The organism is Streptomyces sp. NPDC053665, assembly GCF_055585285.1.
This window is the reverse complement of sequence record NZ_JBVJKK010000001.1, coordinates 1,385,317-1,404,778: the sequence shown is the minus strand read 5'-3', so window position 1 is coordinate 1,404,778 and position 19,462 is coordinate 1,385,317. Positions and strand designations below refer to the sequence as shown.

Below are 19,462 nucleotides of genomic sequence, written 5' to 3'. Positions count from 1 at the left end.
TTGCTGCCGCCACCCCTCGGAGGCTGTCGCGCGCAGGCGGCGCGGCGGTCGACAGCGTCGTATTCGCGCCGAATTCGCAGTCGCGGTCCGGTGAAGGTGAGCAGGGGGGTGAGCCGCGGGAATAACCGCATCCCGGGCCCCTGCACGGGACCGCACCGCGCAGGCTCCGCGAGACGGCGCCCGGCCCGTTCAACGCTTCCCCCCAACCGCACGTATGTACAGGAAAGTCGACCCCCGCGTCCCCCAGCCGACGCGCTCCCCAGGTGTGTTCGCACCGTCTTCAGACCGGTACCCCACGCCGGAACGGAGGACCCAGTCATGGCCACCCCGCTCACCGCCGCCCGGCTCGTCGCCGCGCTGAAGGCCGAGGGCTGCGCCGTCCACGAGGTGGCCGGATGGCGCACCAACAACCGCAACCACGTGGGCCCTTGGGGGCCCGTGCACGGGGTGATGATCCATCACACCGTCACCGGCCCGGGCACGGACGTCGTCGGCCTGATCTACCGCGGCCACAGCGCCCTGCCCGGCCCCCTCGCCACCGGCTGCATCACCAAGGACGGCGTGGTCCACCTGACCGGCAACGGCCGGGCCAACCACGCCGGGGGCGGCGACCGCGACGTGCTGAACGCCGTCATCGGCGAGTCGTACGGCACCTACCCGCCCGCCACGCACGAACACGACGGATCCGCCGGCTCGGTCGACGGCAACGCCCGCTTCTACGGCTGGGAGTGCGAGAACAAGGGCGACGGCAAGGACCCCTGGCCGCCCGCCCAGTACCTCGCGATGGTCAAGGCCACCGCGGCGGTCTGCCGCGCCCACGGCTGGGGCCGCAGGAGCACGATCGGCCATCTGGAGTGGAGCGACTGGAAGGTCGATCCGCGCGGGTTCGACATGGCCGACTTCCGGCGCGACGTCGCCGACGCCCTGGCCCTGCCCGCGGGCCGCTGGAAAGGAGAGGACCCCATGCCCGAGTACGTCAACCTCGGAGTGACCCGGCCGTACCCGCTGCGGCCCGGCGCCTGGGACTCGGTGGAGTTCGCCACCGAGTGGGCCGACGAGGCCGGCGACCACGCTTCCGGCGGCAGCGTCTTCGTGCGGGGGCCCGCCCGCTTCACGGGCACCGTCAGCCTGCACCTGGAGGGCCTGCCGGCGGGCGCCGTCGTCCAGGCGCGCATGTCGGAGTACCAGGGTGACGAGCTGCGGTCCGACCACCCCCTGCACGAGATCGTCGGGACCGCCGGCGGCACCTTCGCCGTCGTGCCGCTGACGAAGCGGCTGGCCTCCGGGCGCGGCATGCGGGTGCGGCTGCTGAACCAGGCCGCCGTCCCGGTCACCGTCGCGAGCGCGGTGCTGACGGCGCTCGTGTGGGAGGAGCCGTAGGGAGCAGCCGTGAGCGGCTCTCCTGTGCGGGTACCCGGTTGACGTCCGCCGAGCTGCGGTGTGCGGAGCGCACCCGCAGGCTGGAGGGACGGCACGTCACCCCGAGGGAGTACCGGCATGGCGAAGAACCGCAGCGAAGGCGACCGGCCGAAGAAGGGCGACAAGGTCACCTGGAGCAGCCACGGCAGCACCGCCGAGGGCGAGGTCGAGCGGAAGATCACCGAACGGACGGAGGCGGCGGGCCGGACGGTCGACGCGTCGCCCGACGACCCGCAGTACGAGGTGCGCAGCGACAAGTCGGGCCGGACCGCCGTGCACAAGCCGTCCGCGCTCAAGAAGAAGAAGTGAGGCGGCGTGGACGACGGGCAGCGCGAGGAGACCTGGAAAGAGTTCCGTGAGCTGGTGAACATGTCACCGGCCGAACTGGAGAAGTGGCTGGAGTCCGACGACTCGCAGAGCGCCGGTCAGCACAAGGACGGCGGCGAGTCCACCGGGCACGCCTCCGGGCGCCGGATCGTGGAGATCCTGCGGGCCGGGAAGGGCGACCTCACGGACGACGACTACCAGCACATGCGCAAGGTCGTCGGGTACGTCCGCCGCCACCTGGCCCAGCGCCCCTCCGGGGACGTGCGGGACACGAAGTGGCGGTACTCGCTGATGAACTGGGGTCACGACCCGCTCGACGGGTGACGGCCCGGTCCAGCGGCGCGACGGGAGGTACAGCCCGCGCCCCCCGCTGGCCTTGCGCACGGCACGGCGGCAGATGTGACGGCCCGGGCTCAGTGCTCGGCGGGCTCCTCCTGCGCGGGTACGGCGTGCCCGGCGAGCGCCTGGCTCATGCGGTGCTGGGTCTCCTCGGAGACCGCGCGGGCCTCCTCGACGACATCGCCGCGTTCACGTATGAGGCTTTCGTAGATCGGCAGTTCTTCGATCCGGGTCGTGTCGGTCGTCACCGTGTTTTCCTATCGCTGTGTCGGGCGAGGTCTGAAGGGACCGGGTAAGTCTGCGACACGCCTTTCCGGCGCCTTACCCACCCCCGTCCCGTGCAGATTTCCGTCACGGGTTTCGCACAATCCCCACATGTGTGACCCGCTGCAATGGGGGTACGGCGCGATGCTCGCCCTGCCGGCACGCAGAAGGCCCCGGGAGTCGTCCCGGGGCCTTCTGCGCGCGGTCGCTCAGAGCGAGGTGGTGTGCACGCCCGTGTGCGCGCCCGCCGCGGCGCCCTGCGGCGTCAGCACGGCCTGGAGGTCGGCGCAGGCACCGGCGGTCACCGGCGTGACCAGGCCGGTGGACAGACCGCCGACGAGGCTCGCGGAGGCGCCCACGCCGGCGTTGCCGCCGCAGACGTTCTCCAGCTCGGCGTCGGGGAGCTCGATGCTGTGGGCCGGGTCGGTGAGATGCATGGGAATTCCCTTCGCGTGAATGTCGCAGGATCAAAACACCGCCGAAGCGGAACGGCCAGTCGGTGACGGGCAGTTCGACGTGTCGATCCCCGACGGTTTTCACCGCTGTGACCGCGGGGTCACAGGAAAACCCCACTCATTCACGAAGTCCGGCGGCCCGCGGCGACCCGAAGGGTTGCGCCCGGAATGACGAAGCGGGCCATTCGGTGCCGCATTCCCGCGCCGCGCGTGCCGGGTGACGGCGACCCGGGCGGGCCGCCGCCCCCGGGCGGGCGGTGTGCAGATCCGTGGGAGATCCGGGCGCCGGGGCCCGGTCCGCCGAACGGTCCCGGCGCCCCGGGTGGGGCGATCGGGCGGGCCGCCTCGCGGAACGGCCAGCCGCGGCGTCACGCCGCCGCGGCCGGCTGCATCAGGCGGGCCAGGAGATCGTCCAGGGTGACCAGGCCGGTCAGCCGGCCCGCGTCGTCCCGGACCACCGCCAGGGAGGCCCGGCGGCGGCGCAGCACCTCGATGGCGTCGGCGACCGTGGTGGCCTCGGTCAGCTCCGGAACCGGCCGGGCCAGTTCCCGCGCGGACGTGGCGCGGCCCCGGGCTCGGGCGACCAGGGCGTCCCGGGCGTGCACGGACCCCAGGACCGCACCCCGCTCCCGCACCAGCAGCCGTGTCCGGTCGTGCTCGGCGGCCAGCCGCAGCAGCGCCTCGACGTCCGCGCCGCCCTCGACCCAGGTGATGTCGGCGGCCGGGACGCGCAGCGCCGCCACCGGCGTCTCCGGCTCGGTCAGGGAGCGGGTCAGCAGCTCCGAATCGGTCGTGCTGATCAGGCCCAGCCGCTCGGACTCCTCCACGAGGTGCGTCAGCTGCTCCCGGTCGTGGACCGGGGCCAGTTCGTCGCGCGGGGCGACCCGGCACAGCCGTACCAGGCCGTTGCTCACCCGGTTCAGCAGCCGGATCAGCGGGCGCACGGCCCGCACCACCGCACGGAACGGCGGCGAGAGCAGCATGGCGGAGCGCTCGGGGTGGGCGATGGCCCAGGACTTGGGCGCCATCTCGCCGACCACCATGTGCAGGAACACCACGACGATCATGGCGACGGCGAAGGCCACACCGTAGCTGACCGCGCTGGGCAGGCCCAGGGCGTGCAGCAGCGGGTCGAGCTCGTGGGAGATCGCCGGTTTGGACACCGAGCCCAGGCCGAGCGTGCACACGGTGATGCCCAGCTGGGCACCGGCCAGCATCAGCGACAGCTCGCGCATCCCGGCCAGGGCCGCCCCGGCGCCGCGCCGGCCCTCGGCCGCCGCCTTTTCCATGCGGTGCCGCTTGGCGGCGACCAGTGCGAACTCGGCCGCCACGAAGAAGCCGCTGCCGATCAGCAGCAGCACGGTCACGAAGACCGCCATCGGGAAACTCACGCCATCTCCTCGGCTTCCGCGGCTTCCTCCGCCGCCGCCGGCGGACCGATCCGTACCCGGTCGGCCACGTGCCGGTCCAGCGTGCGCACCTCGATCAGCGCGCTCCCGCCGCCGGGCAGTTCGGCCGTGACCCGGTCGCCCACGGTCGGGAAGCGGCCGAGCCGGTCCACGACCAGACCGGCCACGGTGTCGTAGTCGTCGTCCTCCGGCAGCCGGACGCCGGTGGCCTCGGCCACCTCGTCGAGCCGGCGGCCGGCGTCCACCAGCCAGCCGTTTCCGTCGGCGACGGCGACGGCCGTGACCGTGTCCGACTCGTCGGCGATGTCGCCGACCAGCTCCTCGGCGATGTCCTCGTAGGTGACGATGCCGGCGACGCCGCCGTGCTCGTCCAGGACCACGGCGAACTCGTCGTCGTGCTCCCGCATCCGTGCGACCGCGTCGGGCAGGGCCAGGGTGTCGGGCAGCAGCAGCGGCCGCCGGGCCAGCTCGCCCGCCGTCGCGCCGTCGACGCGGGAGGCGGGCAGGGCCATCAGCTCGCGCACGCCCAGCACGCCGGAGACGTCGTCCGGGTGGTCGCCGAGGACCGGGTAGTTGGAGTGGCCGTGCCGGGCGATCAGGCCGATGGCCTCACCGGCGACGGCGTCCCGGCGGACGAAGACGGCGTCGGCGCGCGGCACCATCACCTCGTCCAGGGTGCGCTCGGAGAACTCCAGGGCGTGGTCCAGCAGCGCGGCCGTGTCCTTGGGCAGCGCGCCCTGCTCGTGCGACTCGCCGATCAGGTGGCCCAGCTCCTCCAGCGTGGCGCCGTGGTGCAGCTCCTCCACCGGCTCGATGCCCACCCTGCGCAGCAGCTTGTTCGCCGCGGAGTCGAAGACGTGGACGAGGGGGCCGACCACCTTGAGGTAGCCCAGCGTGGAAGGCGCCAGCGCCTTCGCCAGCCGCTCGGGCACGGCGATCGCGAGGTTCTTCGGGGCCAGCTCGCCCAGCACCATCTGCACGACGGTGGCCAGCACGAACGCGAGCAGCACGGAGACGCCGCCGACGGCGGCGTCGGGCAGGCCGAGGCCGGACAGGGCGGGCCGGAGCAGGGCGGACACCGACGGCTCGGCGATGAAGCCGACGACCAGCCCGGTGACGGTGATGCCGAGCTGCGCGCCCGACAGCATGAACGACAGCCGCTCCAGCACCTTCAGGGCGCGGGCGGCCCGGCGGTCGCCGGCCTCGGCCTCACGGGCCAGGGTGAGCCGGTCGGCGGAGACGTACGCGAACTCCTGGGCCACGAAGTAGCCGGTGCCGGCGGTCAGCACGAACACGGCGAGCAGGCCCAGCAGGGCGTCGGCGGCACTCATCGAACACCACCCCGCCGTGTGCCGCGATCAGTGATGCCGTGGCGGGATGGTCGGGGACTGTGCCCCGGAGGGTCCGTCGGTCTGGCGGACAAGAACGTGCTCCTTAGGTGCGGTGTGTCTCCGGTTCAACGTCTGCCGCCGCCCCGGTGTTCCCGGATTCTACGGCCGTGTAGATGACAGTGCCCGGGCGAGGCCGCGGGGGCGTTCCCGAAAACCCGTTGCGCGCCGCATTGACATCGCGGAGCGTGTCGCATTGGGCCGAACGGGTGACGGTGCGCAACAATTGGCCGATGCAGACAGCGAGTGCCAGCCAGGACGGAGCATGCCGGTGAACAGCCACGATGTCACCGACGAACAGTGGGAGGGGCTCGCCCAGGTCGTGCCGCTGCGAGGAAGGGACGCCTGGCCCTCCTCCGTCGGCCACCGCTCGGTGCCCGAGGCCATGACGGAGGCCCGGCGCCGCTTCGTCGTGCTGCGGGTGAACGTCTTCGCCGACGCCCGCGACGTCGCCGAGACGCTGATGGCGGGCGTGCCGGTCCTGCTCGACCTCACCAGCGCCGAGACGGACGTCGCCAAGCGGGTGCTGGACTTCAGCACCGGGGTCGTCTTCGGCCTGGCGAGCGGGATGCACCGCGTCGACCGCAACGTGTTCCTGCTGACGCCCGCCGGGACCGAGGTGACGGGACTGATGGAGGGCATCGGCGTCCCCGAGGCGTGAGCCCCGGCGGCTCCCGCCCCCGGCGGGTCGCCCGTTCGTAGGAACCGGCCGGAGACGGAACGGTTCGGCCCGCTCCCGCGGCCCTACCGTCCGGGCATGACCCACCCCCCGCTTCCCCACCGCCCCCGTGTCACCGAGCTGCGTCTGGCCGCCTTCGCCGGCCACCGCCGCGCCGCGTTCCCGCTCGGGCCGCTCACCCTCCTCGCCGGCCGCAGCGGAGCGGGGAAGACGAGCGCGCTCCGGGCGTACGAGGCGCTCGCCCGGCTCGGGGGCGGCGCCGAACTGGGCGAGGTGTTCCCGGATCCGGCCGCCTGCGTGCCCGAAGGGGCCCGGCCGGACGCCCAGCATCGGCGCGGCTTCCGCATCGGCTGCACGGCCGACGGCCCGGCCGGCCCCGTGCGGCTCGACCTCGCCGTGCAGGCCGAACCGGACCTGCGCATCGTGGGCGAACGGCTGTCGGCGGACGGGACGGTGCTGCTGGAGACCGCCCTGCGCGACCCGCGCAAACGCACCGTGCAGGCCGCCTGGCACACGGCGGGACCGGCCCCGGTGACCCGTGGCCCGCTGCCCGACGACCGGCTCGGCACGGCGCTGCTCCCGCTGCGCGTGGCGGGCCGGACCCCCGGGCAGCGGCGGGTGCTCGCCGCCGCCGAGCAGATGGTCGTCGCCCTGCGCTCCGCCTACTCCTGCGACCCCGAGCCCTCCCGCATGCGCGGACGGGTCCCGGCCGGTTCCGGCAGGCTCCTCGGCGACTGCGCCAACCTCGCCGACGTCCTGTGGCGCACCCGGACCGAGTGCGGCCGCCGGCACGCGCTGTTCGTGGCGGCGGTACGGGCCGGCTGCGCCGGGCCCGTGGAGGACGTGTGCGCCGAGCGGTCGGCTCCCGTCCACGCCGGGCACTCCACCGGCACGCTCACCGCCGTGCCCCGGGCGGCTCCCTCCGCCCGCCCGGACGATCTCGCCTCGGTCCGCGCCCTGCTGGACCGCGGCGCCGGCGTGCGCACGGACCTCGCCCGGCTCGGGCACGGCGAGCTCCGCTACCTCGCCCTGGCGCTGGTCCTGCTCACCGGCCCCGGAGTCCTGGAGGTCGACCCGGCCGGCGAGGTGCCCGCGGCGCTGCAGACGCTCACCGTCCTGGCCGACGGTTTCGACCGGGGGCTGGACCCGCGGCAGCGGCGGGAACTGCTGGAGCTGGCGGTGCGGATGTGCGAGCGGGGGCACATCAGGCTCGTCGGGGCGGTCAGCGACGCTTCGTGGGCCGCGGGGACGGAGGGCGTGACGGTGGTAGACCTGGACCGTGACTGATCCGTCCCCCGCCCCGCACGACGAACGCCCGGACCTGGCGGCCCTCCAGCGCCGCCTGGCCGAATTCGCCGCGGCGCGCAACTGGCAGCCGTACCACACGCCGAAGAACCTGGTCTCCGCGCTGAGCGTCGAGGCGTCCGAACTGGTCGAGATCTTCCAGTGGTCGACCCCCGAGGAGTCGGCCCGGGTCATGGACGACCCGGACACCGCGCACCGCGTGAGGGACGAGGTCGCCGACGTGCTCGCGTACCTGCTGCAGCTGTGCGAGGTGCTCGGCGTCGACCCGCTGGCAGCGCTGGCCGCGAAGATCGACCGCAACGAACGGAGGTTCCCGGTCGAGTGACGCCCGGGTGAACGACAGGAGCCGCGCAGTCCGTTTGCACTCTGCGTAGTTGAACCGCGGTCCGAATCCGAATTGTTGTCCGTTAATTTCCGTCTTCCTCTGGCTTTTCGTCTCAGGGCACCTCACTCTGGGTAGTGAACAAGGGAGTTCGGGCAGCGGACGCGCGCGGCGCGTCGGGACAGACGGGGGCAGCGCATGGAAGCGGTGCGGCTCATCGTGACGAGCAAACGGTCCCTGGCCGCGGGCGGCGAGGTCCGGGAGATCCTGGCCGAGGTGTGGCAGGCGCAGGCCCTCGCGCAGGCGATCGGCAGCCGCCTCGCGGTCGCCGGACCGCCCGAACTGCGCGGCGAAGCCCTGGGGTTGACGGAGCTGGCGGGCCGCGGCTGCGGTGTGCTGGACGCGCCCGAGCTGGCCCCCGGCGAGCTGCGGGCGGGCCAGCTCACGGAGTTGGGCGACGCCCGCCACACGCTGATGTACCTGGGCGGTCTCCTCGGCGAGGTCGGCATCGCCCTGGTCGCCCTGGCCTGCGCCGCGGACGACGAGGGCACGTACTGGCAGTGCATGGAGGCCATCGACGCGGCGGACGAGTCCCGCGACCGCGTCCTGGAGATGCTCCGCAGACTCGCCGACCGCGAACAGGCCCTCCCGGAAAGGGAAGCGGGCTAGCCCTCGAACGGGCCCTCTCCGGGGAGGAGACGAGGCAGATCGCGCAGGGAGCGCTGACGCAGACGGGACGGCACGGGCCCGGGGTGCAGCTGGATCCCGTGCGCCACGGAGCCCCGGCGGGGGTTCCTGCTCGCCGCAGATTCCCGGGCACGCCTGGGCCCTCGCTGGGCCCGGCATGGGTGTGGCCGGTGTCATAAATGCGGCGCAGCGCGGGTGGAGCCGTTCGGGGCGGGAAGCCTGGGGGCCTGCGCGGTGCGGCCGCTCACGGCGTGGACCCCGGGGTGCGGTGGGGTGGCCGCGCGGTGCGGCCCCTCGCGCCGCGGCGCCCAGGCGAGGGCCCCTGTACGCGCACCCCTCGGGCAGGCCCTGCGCCCGACGGTGGGCACGCCTGGGTGCTCGGTGGGCCCGGGGAGCGTGGGCCGGTGTCGTGGATGCGGGGCAGCGCGGGTGGGGCCGCTGGCGGCGCGAGGCCTGGGGTCGTGCGCGGCGCGGCCCCGCGCGCTACGGCGCACCGGGGCGGCCGTTCGCGGTGCCCCCGGGCAAGCCCCGTGCCCGGCTGCGGGCGCGCCTGGGCGCTCGGTGGACCCGGGACGCGTGGGCCGGTGTCATGGATGCGGCGCAGCTGCGGGTGGGGCTGCTCGCGGCGCGAAGCCTGGGGTCTGGCGCGGCGCAGCCTGTCACCCCGCGGAGCCGCGGCGCAGGTTCCTGTTCGCTCCGCACCCCGGGCAGGCCGAGTGCCCAACGGGGCGGCACGCCTCAACCCTCCGCGTGCCCCGGGCCCAGCGCCTACGCCGGCCCGCCCTCCTCCGCCGTCGCGTGGTCCGTCCCGCGGACCTCCGGTCCGCGGTCCGCCCCACCCGCCGACTGGAGGTCCGCGTCGAGCGCCGACAGGTCCGCGTCCAGCGCCGCCATCAGCTCCTCCATCTGCTGCAACAGCCCCTTCGGCTGCGGCACGGTTCCCTCGGGCATGACGGCCTCCCCGGCCCCTGGCCCCCAGCCGGAGGCCGACACGTTGACGCCCCGGCGCTCACCGGCCGGTGCGGAAGCCGGGTGATCGGCTCCGCCCGAGCCAACGATCTTCGCCGGGGCCGGTCACTGGCCGGACCGGGCACGGGCCGCGGTATGGACGTAATTTCACCCGACCGGGGACCGCCCGGGTGAGGGTCCGGCCGCGAGATCGTCCACCCCGGCGTGCAGGATGGAGGTATGGACCTGCGCATCTTCACCGAGCCCCAGCAGGGGGCCACCTATGACACGTTGCTCGCCGTCGCCAAGGCCACCGAGGACCTCGGCTTCGACGCCTTCTTCCGTTCCGACCACTACCTGCGCATGGGCAACGTCGACGGCCTGCCCGGCCCCACCGACGCCTGGATCACCCTGGCCGGACTCGCCCGCGAGACCAAGCGCATCCGTCTCGGCACCCTGATGACGGCCGGCACCTTCCGGCTGCCCGGCGTGCTGGCGATCCAGGTGGCCCAGGTCGACCAGATGTCCGGCGGCCGCATCGAACTCGGCCTCGGCGCGGGCTGGTTCGAGGAGGAGCACAAGGCGTACGGCATCCCGTTCCCCAAAGAGAAGTTCGCCCGTCTCGAGGAGCAGCTTGCGATCGTCACCGGCCTGTGGGCGACGGAAGCCGGCAAGACCTTCGACTTCCACGGCACGTACTACGACCTGACGGAGTCCCCCGCGCTGCCCAAGCCCGCACAGCGCAAGATCCCCGTGCTCGTGGGCGGCCACGGCCCGACCCGCACCCCGCGGCTCGCCGCGCGGTACGCCGACGAGTTCAACATGCCCTTCGCCTCCGTCGAGGACAGCGAGCGACAGTTCGCCCGGGTCCGCGCCGCCGCCGAGGAGGCGGGCCGCGGTGACGCCCTGACCTACTCCAACGCCCTGGTCGTCTGCGTCGGACGGGACGACCAGGAGGTCGCCCGGCGAGCCGCGGCGATCGGCCGCGAGGTCGACGAGCTGAAGCTCAACGGCCTGGCGGGCTCCCCGGCCGAGGTCGTCGACAAGATCGGCCGCTACGCCGAGGCCGGATCGAGCCGCATCTACCTCCAGGTCCTCGACCTGCACGACCTGGACCACCTGGAGCTGATCTCCGCGCAGGTGCAGTCGCAGCTGTCCTGACCGGCCCGCAACAGGCCGGGGCCCGCCGGGGCCCGCCGGGACCCACCGGCCGCCCGGATAACCGAAGGCGCTGGTGGGCACGCGTGTGCGAAGCTGTGGGCGTCGTCCTGCCGAGCCCCCAGGATCACCACTCCTGGGGGCTCTTGCGTGCACGGCACCCCAGACGTCCACCCGGCCGGAGAGGCCCTCCGCATGTTCCTGACGATCACCACCACCGGCACGCCCGAACGCCCCGCGACCGACCTCGGCTACCTGCTGCACAAGCATCCCGACAAGGCGCAGACGTTCTCCACCTCCCACGGCACGGCCCACGTCCTCTACCCCGAGGCGGACGACCGGCGCTGCACGGCGGCCCTGCTGCTGGAGGTCGACACGGTGGCGCTGGTCAGGAAGGGCAGGGGCAAGGGCCGCGGCGGCGCCCCGGACGCGGCCCTCGCGCAGTACGTCAACGACCGCCCCTACGCGGCCTCCTCGCTGCTCGCCGTCGCGCTGAGCAGCGTCTTCTCCAGCGCCATGAAGGGCGTCTGCAACGCCCGCCCGGAGCTGCCCGGGCAGGTGAGGCCGCTGCGCGTGGAGGTGCCGGCCCTGCCCGCCCGCGGCGGCCCGGCTCTCGTGGCCGGGTTGTTCGAGCCGCTGGGCTGGCGGGTCGCGGCCGAACCGGTGCCGCTGGACAACGAGTTCCCCGAGTGGGGTGACTCGCGGTACGTGCGTCTGGTCCTGGAGTCGGACACGCTCACCCTCGCCGAGGCCCTGCGCCACCTGTACGTGCTGCTGCCGGTCCTCGACGACGCCAAGCACTACTGGGTCGCCCCCGACGAGGTCGACAAGCTGCTGCGCGCCGGTGAGGGCTGGCTGCCCGGCCACCCGCAGCAGAGGCTCATCACCAGCCGCTACCTGACGCGCCGCTGGTCGCTGACCCGTGCGGCGGCCGAGCGGCTGGAACTGGTGCGGCTCGCCGAGGCCGACGACAGCGAGGTCGAGGACATCGACAACGCGGTCGCGGCGGAGACCGAGACGGAGGAGAAGCCGACCCCGCTGGCGGTGCAGCGCCGGGAGGCGATCGTCACCGCGCTCAGGCGGTCCGGCGCCGCCCGGGTGCTCGACCTCGGCTGCGGCCAGGGCCAGTTGGTGCAGACACTCCTCAAGGACCCGGCGTTCACCGAGATCGTCGGCGTCGACGTGTCGATGCGCGCGCTCACCATCGCCTCCCGCCGCCTGAAGCTGGACCGCATGGGCGAGCGCCAGGCGTCCCGCGTCACGCTGTTCCAGGGCTCCCTCGCCTACACCGACGTCCGGCTCAAGGGCTACGACGCGGCCGTGCTCAGCGAGGTGATCGAGCACCTGGACCTGCCCCGGCTGCCCGCCCTGGAGTACTCCGTGTTCGGCTCGGCCCGGCCGCGCACGGTCCTGGTGACGACCCCCAACGTCGAGTACAACGTCCGCTGGGAGAGCCTCCCGGCCGGTCACGTCCGGCACGGCGACCACCGCTTCGAGTGGACCCGCGCCGAGTTCCGCGCCTGGGCGGACGCGGTGGCCGCACGGCACGGCTACGGCGTCGAGTTCGTCCCCGTCGGCCCGGACGACCCCGAGGTCGGGCCGCCCACGCAGATGGCCGTGTTCACGATGACCACCCCGAAGGAGGCGAAGGCGGCATGACCGACGAGACGCAGGGGCGCGTGCTGCCCGTCACCGACCTGTCCCTGGTGGTGCTGATCGGGGCCTCCGGCTCCGGCAAGTCCACCTTCGCCCGCAGGCACTTCAAGCCCACCGAGGTGATCTCCTCCGACTTCTGCCGCGGTCTCGTCTCCGACGACGAGAACGACCAGAGCGCCACCAAGGACGCCTTCGACGTCCTGCACTACATCGCCGGCAAGCGCCTGGCCGCCGGCCGCCGCACGGTCGTGGACGCGACCAGCGTGCAGTCCGACGCCCGGCGCCAGTTGATCGACCTGGCCAAGCAGTACGACGTGCTGCCCGTCGCCATCGTCCTCGACGTGCCCGAGGAGGTCTGCGCCGAGCGCAACGCGGCCCGCACCGACCGCGCCGACATGCCCCGCCGGGTCGTCCACCGCCACACCCGCGAACTGCGGCGCTCCCTGCGCCACCTGGAGCGCGAGGGCTTCCGCAAGGTGCACGTGCTGCGCGGTGTCGAGGAGGTCGAGCAGGCCACCGTCGTCACCGAGAAGCGCTTCAACGACCTGACCCACCTCACCGGCCCCTTCGACATCATCGGCGACATCCACGGCTGCTCCGCCGAACTGGAGGCCCTGCTGGGCAAGCTGGGCTACGTCGACGGGGTGCACCCCGAGGGCCGCACGGCCGTCTTCGTCGGCGACCTGGTCGACCGCGGCCCGGACAGCCCGGGCGTGCTGCGCCGCGTGATGGCGATGGTGAAGTCCGGCAACGCCCTGTGCGTGCCCGGCAACCACGAGAACAAGTACGGCCGCTACCTGCGCGGCCGCAACGTCCAGCACACGCACGGGCTCGCGGAGACCATCGAGCAGATGGCGGGCGAGAGCGAGGAGTTCGTCGCCGAGGTGCGCCGCTTCCTCGACGGCCTCGTCAGCCACTACGTCCTCGACGGCGGCCGGCTCGTGGTCTGCCACGCCGGTCTGCCCGAGAAGTACCACGGCCGCACCTCCGGCCGGGTCCGCAGCCACGCGCTGTACGGCGACACCACCGGGGAGACCGACGAGTTCGGCCTGCCGGTGCGCTACCCGTGGGCGGAGGACTACCGGGGCCGGGCGGCCGTCGTCTACGGGCACACGCCCGTCCCCGAGGCCACCTGGCTCAACAACACGATCTGCCTGGACACCGGCGCCGTCTTCGGCGGCAAGCTCACCGCGCTGCGCTGGCCGGAGCGCGAACTGGCCGAGGTGCCCGCCGAGCGGGTCTGGTACGAGCCGGCGAAGCCGCTGCGCACCGAGGCACCCGGCGGCCAGGACGGCCGGCCGCTGGACCTGGCCGACGTGCGGGGCCGCCGGGTCGTGGAGACCCGGCACCAGGGCCGCGTCGCGATCCGCGAGGAGAACGCGGCGGCCGCCCTGGAGGTCATGAGCCGCTTCGCGGTGGACCCGCGGCTGCTGCCGTACCTGCCGCCGACGATGGCCCCGACGGCCACCAGCAGCGTCGAGGGCTACCTGGAGCACCCGGCCGAGGCGTTCGCCCAGTACCGGGAGGACGGCGTCGCGCGCGTGGTGTGCGAGGAGAAGCACATGGGCTCCCGCGCGGTGGTCCTGGTGTGCCGCGACGCCGAGGCGGCCCGCCGGCGCTTCGGGGTGGAGGGTCCCACCGGGTCGCTCTACACCCGGACCGGCCGTCCCTTCCTCGACGACGAGGCGCTCACCGAGGAGATCCTCGGCCGGGTGCGCGCGGCGGCCGGCGAGGCCGGGCTGTGGGACGAGCTGGAGACGGACTGGCTGCTGCTGGACGCCGAGTTGATGCCCTGGTCGCTGAAGGCGTCCGGGCTGCTGCGCTCGCAGTACGCGGCCGTGGGCGCCGCGTCCGGTGCGGTGCTCCCGCGGGCGCTGGACGCGCTGCGGGGTGCGGCCGGCCGGGGCGTGGACGTCTCCGGCCTGCTGGAGCGCACCGGTGACCGGGCGGCCGACGCCGCCGCGTTCACCGCGGCCTACCGCCGCTACTGCTGGACCACCGACGGTCTGGACGGGGTCCGCCTGGCCCCGTTCCAGCTGCTCGCCGTCCAGGGCCGGAGCCTGGCCGCGCTGCCGCACGACGAGCAGCTCGCCCTGCTCGACCGGCTCGTCGAGCACGACGCGAGCGGCCTGCTGCAGACCACCCGGCGGCTCTGCGTCGACACCGCCGACCCCGTGTCGGTGCAGGCCGGTGTCGACTGGTGGCTGGAGATGACCGGCCGCGGCGGCGAGGGCATGGTCGTCAAGCCCGTGGGCGCGGTGGTCCGGGACGGCCAGGGCCGCCTGGTGCAGCCCGGCATCAAGTGCCGCGGCCGCGAGTACCTGCGGATCATCTACGGCCCGGAGTACACGCGCCCGGAGAACCTGGCGCGGCTGCGCTCGCGGTTCCTCAACCACAAGCGGTCCCTGGCGATCCGCGAGTACGCCCTGGGCCTGGAGGCCCTGGACCGCCTGGCCGGGGGCGAACCGCTGTGGCGGGTGCACGAGGCGGTGTTCGGGGTGCTGGCCCTGGAGTCCGAGCCGGTGGACCCGAGGCTGTGACGGCGGCCGGGCCGGGCACCGAGACAGGTGCCCGGCCCGGCGTCGCGGTCGCCGTCGCCCCCGTGTCGTCCCCGCGTGGTCCCCTTGCCGTTGCCCGGAAACGAACAACCGGGGACGGAAACGCGCGAGGAGCGCGTCAAGGCGGGCTTCCGTGGTCAGGATGGAGGCATGGCATACCACGTCCACTCCGAGGCCGGGCGGCTGCGCCGCGTCATCCTGCACCGGCCCGATCTGGAGCTCAAAAGGCTCACCCCCAGCAACAAGACCTCGCTGCTCTTCGACGACGTGCTGTGGGTGCGCCGGGCCCGCGCCGAGCACGACGGTTTCGCCGACGTGCTGCGCGACCGCGGTGTCGACGTCCACCTCTTCGGCGACCTGCTGGCCGAGACGCTCGAGGTCCCGGCGGCCCGGACCCTCGTCCTGGACCGGGTCTTCGACGAGAAGGAGTACGGCCCGCTGGCCACCGACCACCTCAGAGCCGCCTTCGAGGCCCTGCCCGGCCGGGAACTGGCCGAGGTGCTGGTCGGCGGCATGACCAAGCGTGAGTTCCTGGACGCGCACCCGGAGCCGACCTCCGTGCGCTTCCACGTCATGGAACTGGACGACTTCCTCATCGGCCCGCTGCCCAACCACCTGTTCACCCGCGACACCTCGGCCTGGATCTACGACGGCGTGTCCATCAACGCCATGCGCTGGCCGGCCCGGCAGCGCGAGACCGTGCACTTCGAGGCGATCTACCGGCACCACCCGCTGTTCCGCGACGAGTCCTTCCGCGTGTGGTCCGAGGGGCAGAGCGACTACCCGTCGACCATCGAGGGCGGGGACGTGCTCGTCATCGGCAACGGGGCCGTCCTCATCGGCATGAGCGAGCGCACCACCCCGCAGGCCGTCGAGATGCTCGCGCACAAGCTGTTCGCCGCCGGTTCCGCCGAGACGATCGTGGCGCTCGACATGCCCAAGCGGCGTGCGTTCATGCACCTCGACACCGTGATGACGATGGTCGACGGCGACACCTTCACCCAGTACGCGGGCCTGGGCATGCTGCGCTCCTACACCATCGAGCCGGGGGTGGGGGAGAAGGAGCTGAAGGTGACCGACCACCCGCCGGAGCACATGCACCGGGCGATCGCCGCCGCGCTGGGCCTGAACGAGATCCGGGTGCTCACCGCCACCCAGGACGTCCACGCGGCCGAGCGCGAGCAGTGGGACGACGGCTGCAACGTGCTGGCCGTCGAGCCCGGGGTCGTCGTCGCCTACGAACGCAACGCCACCACCAACACCCACCTGCGCAAGCAGGGCATCGAGGTGATAGAGATCCCGGGCAGCGAACTGGGGCGGGGCCGGGGCGGCCCGCGCTGCATGAGCTGCCCGGTGGAGCGCGACCCGGTGTAGGCGCGGCCCGGGGCGCTCCGGCGCCGCTCCCAGGACACCGGCCGTATAGACATGCTGACTCACGTATAGTATTCCAATCGTCCGTGTCCCCGTATCCCTGGAGCGCCCCCATGGCGACTGTCCCGACCGCCCTCGCCGGCCGCCACTTCCTCAAGGAGCTGGACTTCACGGGGGAGGAGTTCCGCGCCCTGGTCGAGCTGGCCGCGGAGCTGAAGGCCGCCAAGCGGGCCGGGGCGGAGACCCGGTACCTGCGGGGCCGGAACATCGCCCTGATCTTCGAGAAGACCTCCACGCGCACCCGGTGCGCGTTCGAGGTCGCGGCCGCCGACCAGGGCGCCTCGACCACCTACCTCGACCCCTCCGGCTCCCAGATCGGGCACAAGGAGTCCGTCAGGGACACCGCGCGGGTGCTGGGGCGGATGTACGACGCGATCGAGTACCGGGGCGACAGCCAGCAGAAGGTCGAGGAGCTGGCCGCGTACGCCGGGGTGCCCGTCTACAACGGGCTCACCGACGACTGGCACCCCACCCAGATGCTCGCCGACGTGCTGACCATGACCGAGCACTGCGCCAAGCCGCTCACGGAGATCTCCCTCGCCTACCTCGGCGACGCCCGCTTCAACATGGGCAACTCCTACCTGGTCACCGGCGCCCTGCTCGGCATGGACGTGCGCCTGGTCGCGCCGAAGGCCTACTGGCCCGCCGAGGAGGTCGTCGAGCGGGCCCGGGCGCTCGCCGAGCACAGCGGGGCGCGCATCACGCTCACCGAGACGCGGGACGAGGGCGTCCGCGGTGCCGACTTCGTCGCCACGGACGTCTGGGTCTCCATGGGCGAGCCGAAGGAGGTCTGGGCCGAGCGCATCGCCGCCCTCGCCCCGTACGCGGTGACCATGGACGTGCTGCGCGCCACCGGCAACCCGGACGTGACGTTCCTGCACTGCCTGCCCGCCTTCCACGACCTGGGCACTCAGGTCGGCCGGGACGTCCACGCCGCGCACGGCCGGGAGTACCTGGAGGTCTCCGACGAGGTCTTCGAGTCCGCCCACTCGGTCGTCTTCGACGAGGCGGAGAACCGGATGCACACCATCAAGGCGGTCATGGTGGCCACGCTGGCCTGAACAGGCCCTATGCTGACCGGCGGCCCGGAACCACCCCTCCTCCGCGGCCGCCCGCGCGACACACCCGTCGCACTCCGCACCACCAGAAACGAGCACCACCCGCATGCCCCGCTACAAGTCGCCCCATCTGCTGGTGGCCGAATCCGGCGCCGACCGTGAAGGCCACGGCCTCAAGCGCACGATGGGCCTCTTCCAGCTCGTCTGCTTCGGCGTCGGTGCCATCGTCGGCACCGGCATCTTCGTCGGTCTGTCCGACTCCGTCGCCCAGGCCGGTCCGGCCGTCGTCGTCTCCTTCGTCCTCGCGGCGATCACCTGCGTCTTCACCGCGTTCGCCTTCGCTGAACTGGGCGGCGCGATCCCGGTGTCCGGCTCCTCGTACTCCTTCGCCTACGCCGGGCTCGGCGAGGGCACGGCCTTCCTCGTCGGCTGGTGCCTGCTGCTGGAGTACGGCGTGTCGGTGTCCGCGGTGGCGGTCGGGTGGAGCCAGTACGTCAACGAGCTGCTCGACAGCCTCGTCGGGCTGCACCTGCCCGCCGCGCTGTCGGCGGGTCCGGCCGAGGGCGGGGTCGTGAACCTGCCGGCCGTCCTCGTCATCGCCATGGCCGCCGTGCTGCTGGTGCGCGGGGTGCGCGAGAGCGCCCGGGCCACGGCCGCGATGGCCGTGCTGAAGCTGGCCGTCCTCGTGGCCTTCGTCGCGATCGGCTTCACCGCCTTCGAGGACGGCAACCTCACGCCGTTCTCGCCGGAGGGCCTGGCCGGCATCGGCGCGGGCACCACCGCCGCCTTCTTCTCGTACATCGGCTTCGACGCGATCACCACGGCCGGCGAGGAGGCGAAGAACCCGCGCCGGGACATCCCGGTGGCGATCCTCGTCTGCATCGGCCTGGTCACGCTGCTGTACTGCGCGGTCGCCCTCGCCGCGATCGGCGCCATCGGCGGCGACGCCGTCGGCGGCCGTCCCGCCGCCCTCTCCTACGTGGTCAACCAGGTCACCGGGTCCACGGTCGGCGGCGGCGTGATCGCCTTCGGCGCGGTCGTCGCCATCGCCTCGGTGGTGCTCGCCGTGATGTACGGCCAGACCCGGATCCTGCTGTCCATGTCCCGCGACGGACTGGTCCCGCGGGTCTTCGAGAAGGTCTCGCCGCGCACCGCCACACCGGTCGCCGGCACGCTGATCGTGGCCGTCGTCTTCGCCGTGCCCGCCGCCTTCGCGCCGCTGGACGCCGTGGTGAACCTGTGCACCATCGGCACCCTGGCCGTCATGGCCGCGGTCAACCTCGCGGTCATCGCCCTGCGCCGCCGCGAGCCGGACCTCGACCGCACCTTCCGCGTGCCGCTGTACCCCGTCACCCCGCTGCTCGGCGTCGGCTTCTGCCTGTACCTGATGTACGAGACGGGCGTGACGACCTGGATCCAGTTCGCCGTGTTCCTGGCGGTCGGGGCGGCCCTGTACCTGCTCTACGGGCGCCGCAACTCCCGGCTGGCCCGCGTCACTGCGCCGGACGCCGAGGAGCGGGTACCGCAGGCAGTCTGAACCAGACCGCCTTGCCCGACTCGGTCGGCCGGTGTCCGCAGGAGGAGCTCAGGGCGCGGATCAGGAGCAGTCCGCGCCCGTGCTCCTGCCAGGGGTCGGGCGGTCCGCCGGCCGGGCGGGTGAGATCGCCGGGCGGTGCCGGGTCGGTGTCGTGCACCTCGACCCGGCAGCCCGACGGCATCAGCTCCACGACCAGCTCTATCGGCTTCTCGCCGGTGGTGTGCTCCACGGCGTTCGCCACCAGCTCGGCCGTGAGCAGCTCCGCGGTGTCGCAGTCCGCCCCGTGCTCCAGCTCGGCCAGCGCCGTGCGGACCAGGGCGCGGGCCACGGGCACCGCGGCGGCGGTGTGCGGCAGCGCGACGCGCCAGGAGGCGGGGGCTGAGGGGAGTTCGTACAAGGCGGGTCCGTTCATGGAGCAGGACATCCTGCTTTCAACCTGATGAATGGTACGGCGCCGCCTCCGGAGGACGTCCGAGGGGCACCGCGAGGAGGCGCCGTCGCCCCCTCGCCGGACGGCCTACC

The 19,462-nt window shown here is 73.3% G+C and carries 19 protein-coding genes; 13 read left to right on the top strand and 6 right to left on the bottom strand.

Annotation, left to right across the window (positions count from 1 at the left end; all coding sequences use genetic code 11):
- Window positions 1-318: 318 nt before the first annotated feature.
- The 3 genes from ACZ6ZN_RS06020 (at window position 319) to ACZ6ZN_RS06010 (ending at window position 2,070) form a co-directional block, all read left to right on the top strand.
- On the top strand, window positions 319-1,380 hold the full coding sequence (locus tag ACZ6ZN_RS06020) for a peptidoglycan recognition protein family protein (RefSeq protein WP_469643391.1): 1,062 nt from the start codon (window positions 319-321) through the stop codon (window positions 1,378-1,380).
- 117 nt (window positions 1,381-1,497) lie between these two features.
- Window positions 1,498-1,728 (top strand): hypervirulence associated TUDOR domain-containing protein, encoded by a 231-nt coding sequence (locus tag ACZ6ZN_RS06015; RefSeq protein WP_398109795.1) that lies wholly within the window; start codon window positions 1,498-1,500, stop codon window positions 1,726-1,728.
- A gap of 6 nt (window positions 1,729-1,734) precedes the next feature.
- Window positions 1,735-2,070 (top strand): DUF3140 domain-containing protein, encoded by a 336-nt coding sequence (locus ACZ6ZN_RS06010; RefSeq protein WP_398109794.1) that lies wholly within the window; start codon window positions 1,735-1,737, stop codon window positions 2,068-2,070.
- Window positions 2,071-2,159: 89 nt separating this feature from the next.
- Here the strand turns inward: ACZ6ZN_RS06010 and ACZ6ZN_RS06005 are convergent, their stop codons facing one another.
- The 4 genes from ACZ6ZN_RS06005 to ACZ6ZN_RS05990 all read right to left on the bottom strand — a co-directional run bounded on the left by ACZ6ZN_RS06005 (window position 2,160) and on the right by ACZ6ZN_RS05990 (window position 5,544).
- Window positions 2,160-2,333, bottom strand: a complete 174-nt coding sequence (locus ACZ6ZN_RS06005) for a hypothetical protein (protein WP_451878737.1) — start codon at window positions 2,331-2,333, stop codon at window positions 2,160-2,162.
- A 225-nt stretch (window positions 2,334-2,558) separates the two neighbouring features.
- Complete coding sequence (locus tag ACZ6ZN_RS06000) at window positions 2,559-2,786, bottom strand: hypothetical protein (RefSeq protein ID WP_451878738.1); 228 nt, start codon at window positions 2,784-2,786, stop codon at window positions 2,559-2,561.
- A gap of 386 nt (window positions 2,787-3,172) precedes the next feature.
- The gene (locus ACZ6ZN_RS05995; RefSeq protein WP_451878739.1) at window positions 3,173-4,195 is read right to left on the bottom strand and encodes a hemolysin family protein; all 1,023 of its coding nucleotides are present in this window, start codon (window positions 4,193-4,195) and stop codon (window positions 3,173-3,175) included.
- Window positions 4,192-5,544, bottom strand: coding sequence for a hemolysin family protein (locus tag ACZ6ZN_RS05990; protein ID WP_469643386.1), 1,353 nt, complete (start codon window positions 5,542-5,544; stop codon window positions 4,192-4,194). The genes ACZ6ZN_RS05995 and ACZ6ZN_RS05990 overlap by 4 nt, the downstream gene beginning before the upstream one ends.
- A gap of 322 nt (window positions 5,545-5,866) precedes the next feature.
- Between ACZ6ZN_RS05990 and ACZ6ZN_RS05985 the strand changes: the two genes are divergently transcribed.
- The 4 genes from ACZ6ZN_RS05985 (at window position 5,867) to ACZ6ZN_RS05970 (ending at window position 8,576) form a co-directional block, all read left to right on the top strand.
- Window positions 5,867-6,262: a cell division protein SepF gene (locus ACZ6ZN_RS05985; RefSeq protein WP_398109789.1), complete on the top strand. Its 396-nt coding sequence runs from the start codon at window positions 5,867-5,869 to the stop codon at window positions 6,260-6,262.
- Between the two features lie 96 nt (window positions 6,263-6,358).
- Window positions 6,359-7,567, top strand: a complete 1,209-nt coding sequence (locus ACZ6ZN_RS05980) for an AAA family ATPase (protein ID WP_469643384.1) — start codon at window positions 6,359-6,361, stop codon at window positions 7,565-7,567.
- Complete coding sequence (locus ACZ6ZN_RS05975) at window positions 7,560-7,910, top strand: nucleotide pyrophosphohydrolase (RefSeq protein ID WP_398109787.1); 351 nt, start codon at window positions 7,560-7,562, stop codon at window positions 7,908-7,910. Before ACZ6ZN_RS05980 ends, ACZ6ZN_RS05975 begins: the two co-directional genes overlap by 8 nt.
- Before the next feature lie 195 nt (window positions 7,911-8,105).
- Window positions 8,106-8,576, top strand: a complete 471-nt coding sequence (locus tag ACZ6ZN_RS05970; protein WP_451878742.1) for a DUF6099 family protein — start codon at window positions 8,106-8,108, stop codon at window positions 8,574-8,576.
- A 786-nt stretch (window positions 8,577-9,362) separates the two neighbouring features.
- On the opposite strand, the gene ACZ6ZN_RS05965 is transcribed toward ACZ6ZN_RS05970, so the two are convergent.
- Window positions 9,363-9,545 (bottom strand): hypothetical protein, encoded by a 183-nt coding sequence (locus tag ACZ6ZN_RS05965; protein WP_469643380.1) that lies wholly within the window; start codon window positions 9,543-9,545, stop codon window positions 9,363-9,365.
- 237 nt (window positions 9,546-9,782) lie between these two features.
- Between ACZ6ZN_RS05965 and ACZ6ZN_RS05960 the strand changes: the two genes are divergently transcribed.
- The 6 genes from ACZ6ZN_RS05960 to ACZ6ZN_RS05935 all read left to right on the top strand — a co-directional run bounded on the left by ACZ6ZN_RS05960 (window position 9,783) and on the right by ACZ6ZN_RS05935 (window position 18,940).
- Window positions 9,783-10,703 (top strand): LLM class F420-dependent oxidoreductase, encoded by a 921-nt coding sequence (locus ACZ6ZN_RS05960; RefSeq protein ID WP_469643376.1) that lies wholly within the window; start codon window positions 9,783-9,785, stop codon window positions 10,701-10,703.
- A 192-nt stretch (window positions 10,704-10,895) separates the two neighbouring features.
- A complete protein-coding gene (locus ACZ6ZN_RS05955) occupies window positions 10,896-12,359 on the top strand; it encodes a 3' terminal RNA ribose 2'-O-methyltransferase Hen1 (protein ID WP_469643374.1) in 1,464 nt (487 codons plus the stop codon).
- Entirely contained in the window at window positions 12,356-14,896 is a 2,541-nt protein-coding gene (locus tag ACZ6ZN_RS05950) for a polynucleotide kinase-phosphatase (protein WP_398109782.1), read from the top strand. Before ACZ6ZN_RS05955 ends, ACZ6ZN_RS05950 begins: the two co-directional genes overlap by 4 nt.
- A gap of 168 nt (window positions 14,897-15,064) precedes the next feature.
- Window positions 15,065-16,288, top strand: coding sequence for an arginine deiminase (locus ACZ6ZN_RS05945; protein ID WP_469643372.1), 1,224 nt, complete (start codon window positions 15,065-15,067; stop codon window positions 16,286-16,288).
- Between the two features lie 110 nt (window positions 16,289-16,398).
- Window positions 16,399-17,406: an ornithine carbamoyltransferase gene (gene argF, locus ACZ6ZN_RS05940; RefSeq protein WP_469643369.1), complete on the top strand. Its 1,008-nt coding sequence runs from the start codon at window positions 16,399-16,401 to the stop codon at window positions 17,404-17,406.
- Between the two features lie 103 nt (window positions 17,407-17,509).
- Entirely contained in the window at window positions 17,510-18,940 is a 1,431-nt protein-coding gene (locus ACZ6ZN_RS05935) for an amino acid permease (protein WP_469643367.1), read from the top strand.
- Here the strand turns inward: ACZ6ZN_RS05935 and ACZ6ZN_RS05930 are convergent.
- Window positions 18,897-19,364 (bottom strand): ATP-binding protein, encoded by a 468-nt coding sequence (locus ACZ6ZN_RS05930; protein WP_398109778.1) that lies wholly within the window; start codon window positions 19,362-19,364, stop codon window positions 18,897-18,899. The two genes, ACZ6ZN_RS05935 and ACZ6ZN_RS05930, sit on opposite strands and share 44 nt — an antisense overlap.
- Window positions 19,365-19,462: the final 98 nt, after the last annotated feature.

What these genes read in the sequence shown, in the direction of transcription:
- ACZ6ZN_RS06000 (WP_451878738.1), bottom strand. Translation starts at nt 2,786, where the DNA reads ATGCATCTCACCGACCCGGCCCACAGCATCGAGCTCCCCGACGCCGAG.
- ACZ6ZN_RS05935 (WP_469643367.1), top strand. Translation starts at nt 17,510, where the DNA reads ATGCCCCGCTACAAGTCGCCCCATCTGCTGGTGGCCGAATCCGGCGCC.
- ACZ6ZN_RS06015 (WP_398109795.1), top strand. Translation starts at nt 1,498, where the DNA reads ATGGCGAAGAACCGCAGCGAAGGCGACCGGCCGAAGAAGGGCGACAAG.
- ACZ6ZN_RS05965 (WP_469643380.1), bottom strand. Translation starts at nt 9,545, where the DNA reads ATGCCCGAGGGAACCGTGCCGCAGCCGAAGGGGCTGTTGCAGCAGATG.
- ACZ6ZN_RS05985 (WP_398109789.1), top strand. Translation starts at nt 5,867, where the DNA reads ATGCCGGTGAACAGCCACGATGTCACCGACGAACAGTGGGAGGGGCTC.
- ACZ6ZN_RS05960 (WP_469643376.1), top strand. Translation starts at nt 9,783, where the DNA reads ATGGACCTGCGCATCTTCACCGAGCCCCAGCAGGGGGCCACCTATGAC.
- ACZ6ZN_RS05930 (WP_398109778.1), bottom strand. Translation starts at nt 19,364, where the DNA reads ATGTCCTGCTCCATGAACGGACCCGCCTTGTACGAACTCCCCTCAGCC.
- ACZ6ZN_RS05955 (WP_469643374.1), top strand. Translation starts at nt 10,896, where the DNA reads ATGTTCCTGACGATCACCACCACCGGCACGCCCGAACGCCCCGCGACC.
- ACZ6ZN_RS05945 (WP_469643372.1), top strand. Translation starts at nt 15,065, where the DNA reads ATGGCATACCACGTCCACTCCGAGGCCGGGCGGCTGCGCCGCGTCATC.
- ACZ6ZN_RS05970 (WP_451878742.1), top strand. Translation starts at nt 8,106, where the DNA reads ATGGAAGCGGTGCGGCTCATCGTGACGAGCAAACGGTCCCTGGCCGCG.
- argF (WP_469643369.1), top strand. Translation starts at nt 16,399, where the DNA reads ATGGCGACTGTCCCGACCGCCCTCGCCGGCCGCCACTTCCTCAAGGAG.
- ACZ6ZN_RS06020 (WP_469643391.1), top strand. Translation starts at nt 319, where the DNA reads ATGGCCACCCCGCTCACCGCCGCCCGGCTCGTCGCCGCGCTGAAGGCC.
- ACZ6ZN_RS05980 (WP_469643384.1), top strand. Translation starts at nt 6,359, where the DNA reads ATGACCCACCCCCCGCTTCCCCACCGCCCCCGTGTCACCGAGCTGCGT.
- ACZ6ZN_RS05950 (WP_398109782.1), top strand. Translation starts at nt 12,356, where the DNA reads ATGACCGACGAGACGCAGGGGCGCGTGCTGCCCGTCACCGACCTGTCC.
- ACZ6ZN_RS05990 (WP_469643386.1), bottom strand. Translation starts at nt 5,544, where the DNA reads ATGAGTGCCGCCGACGCCCTGCTGGGCCTGCTCGCCGTGTTCGTGCTG.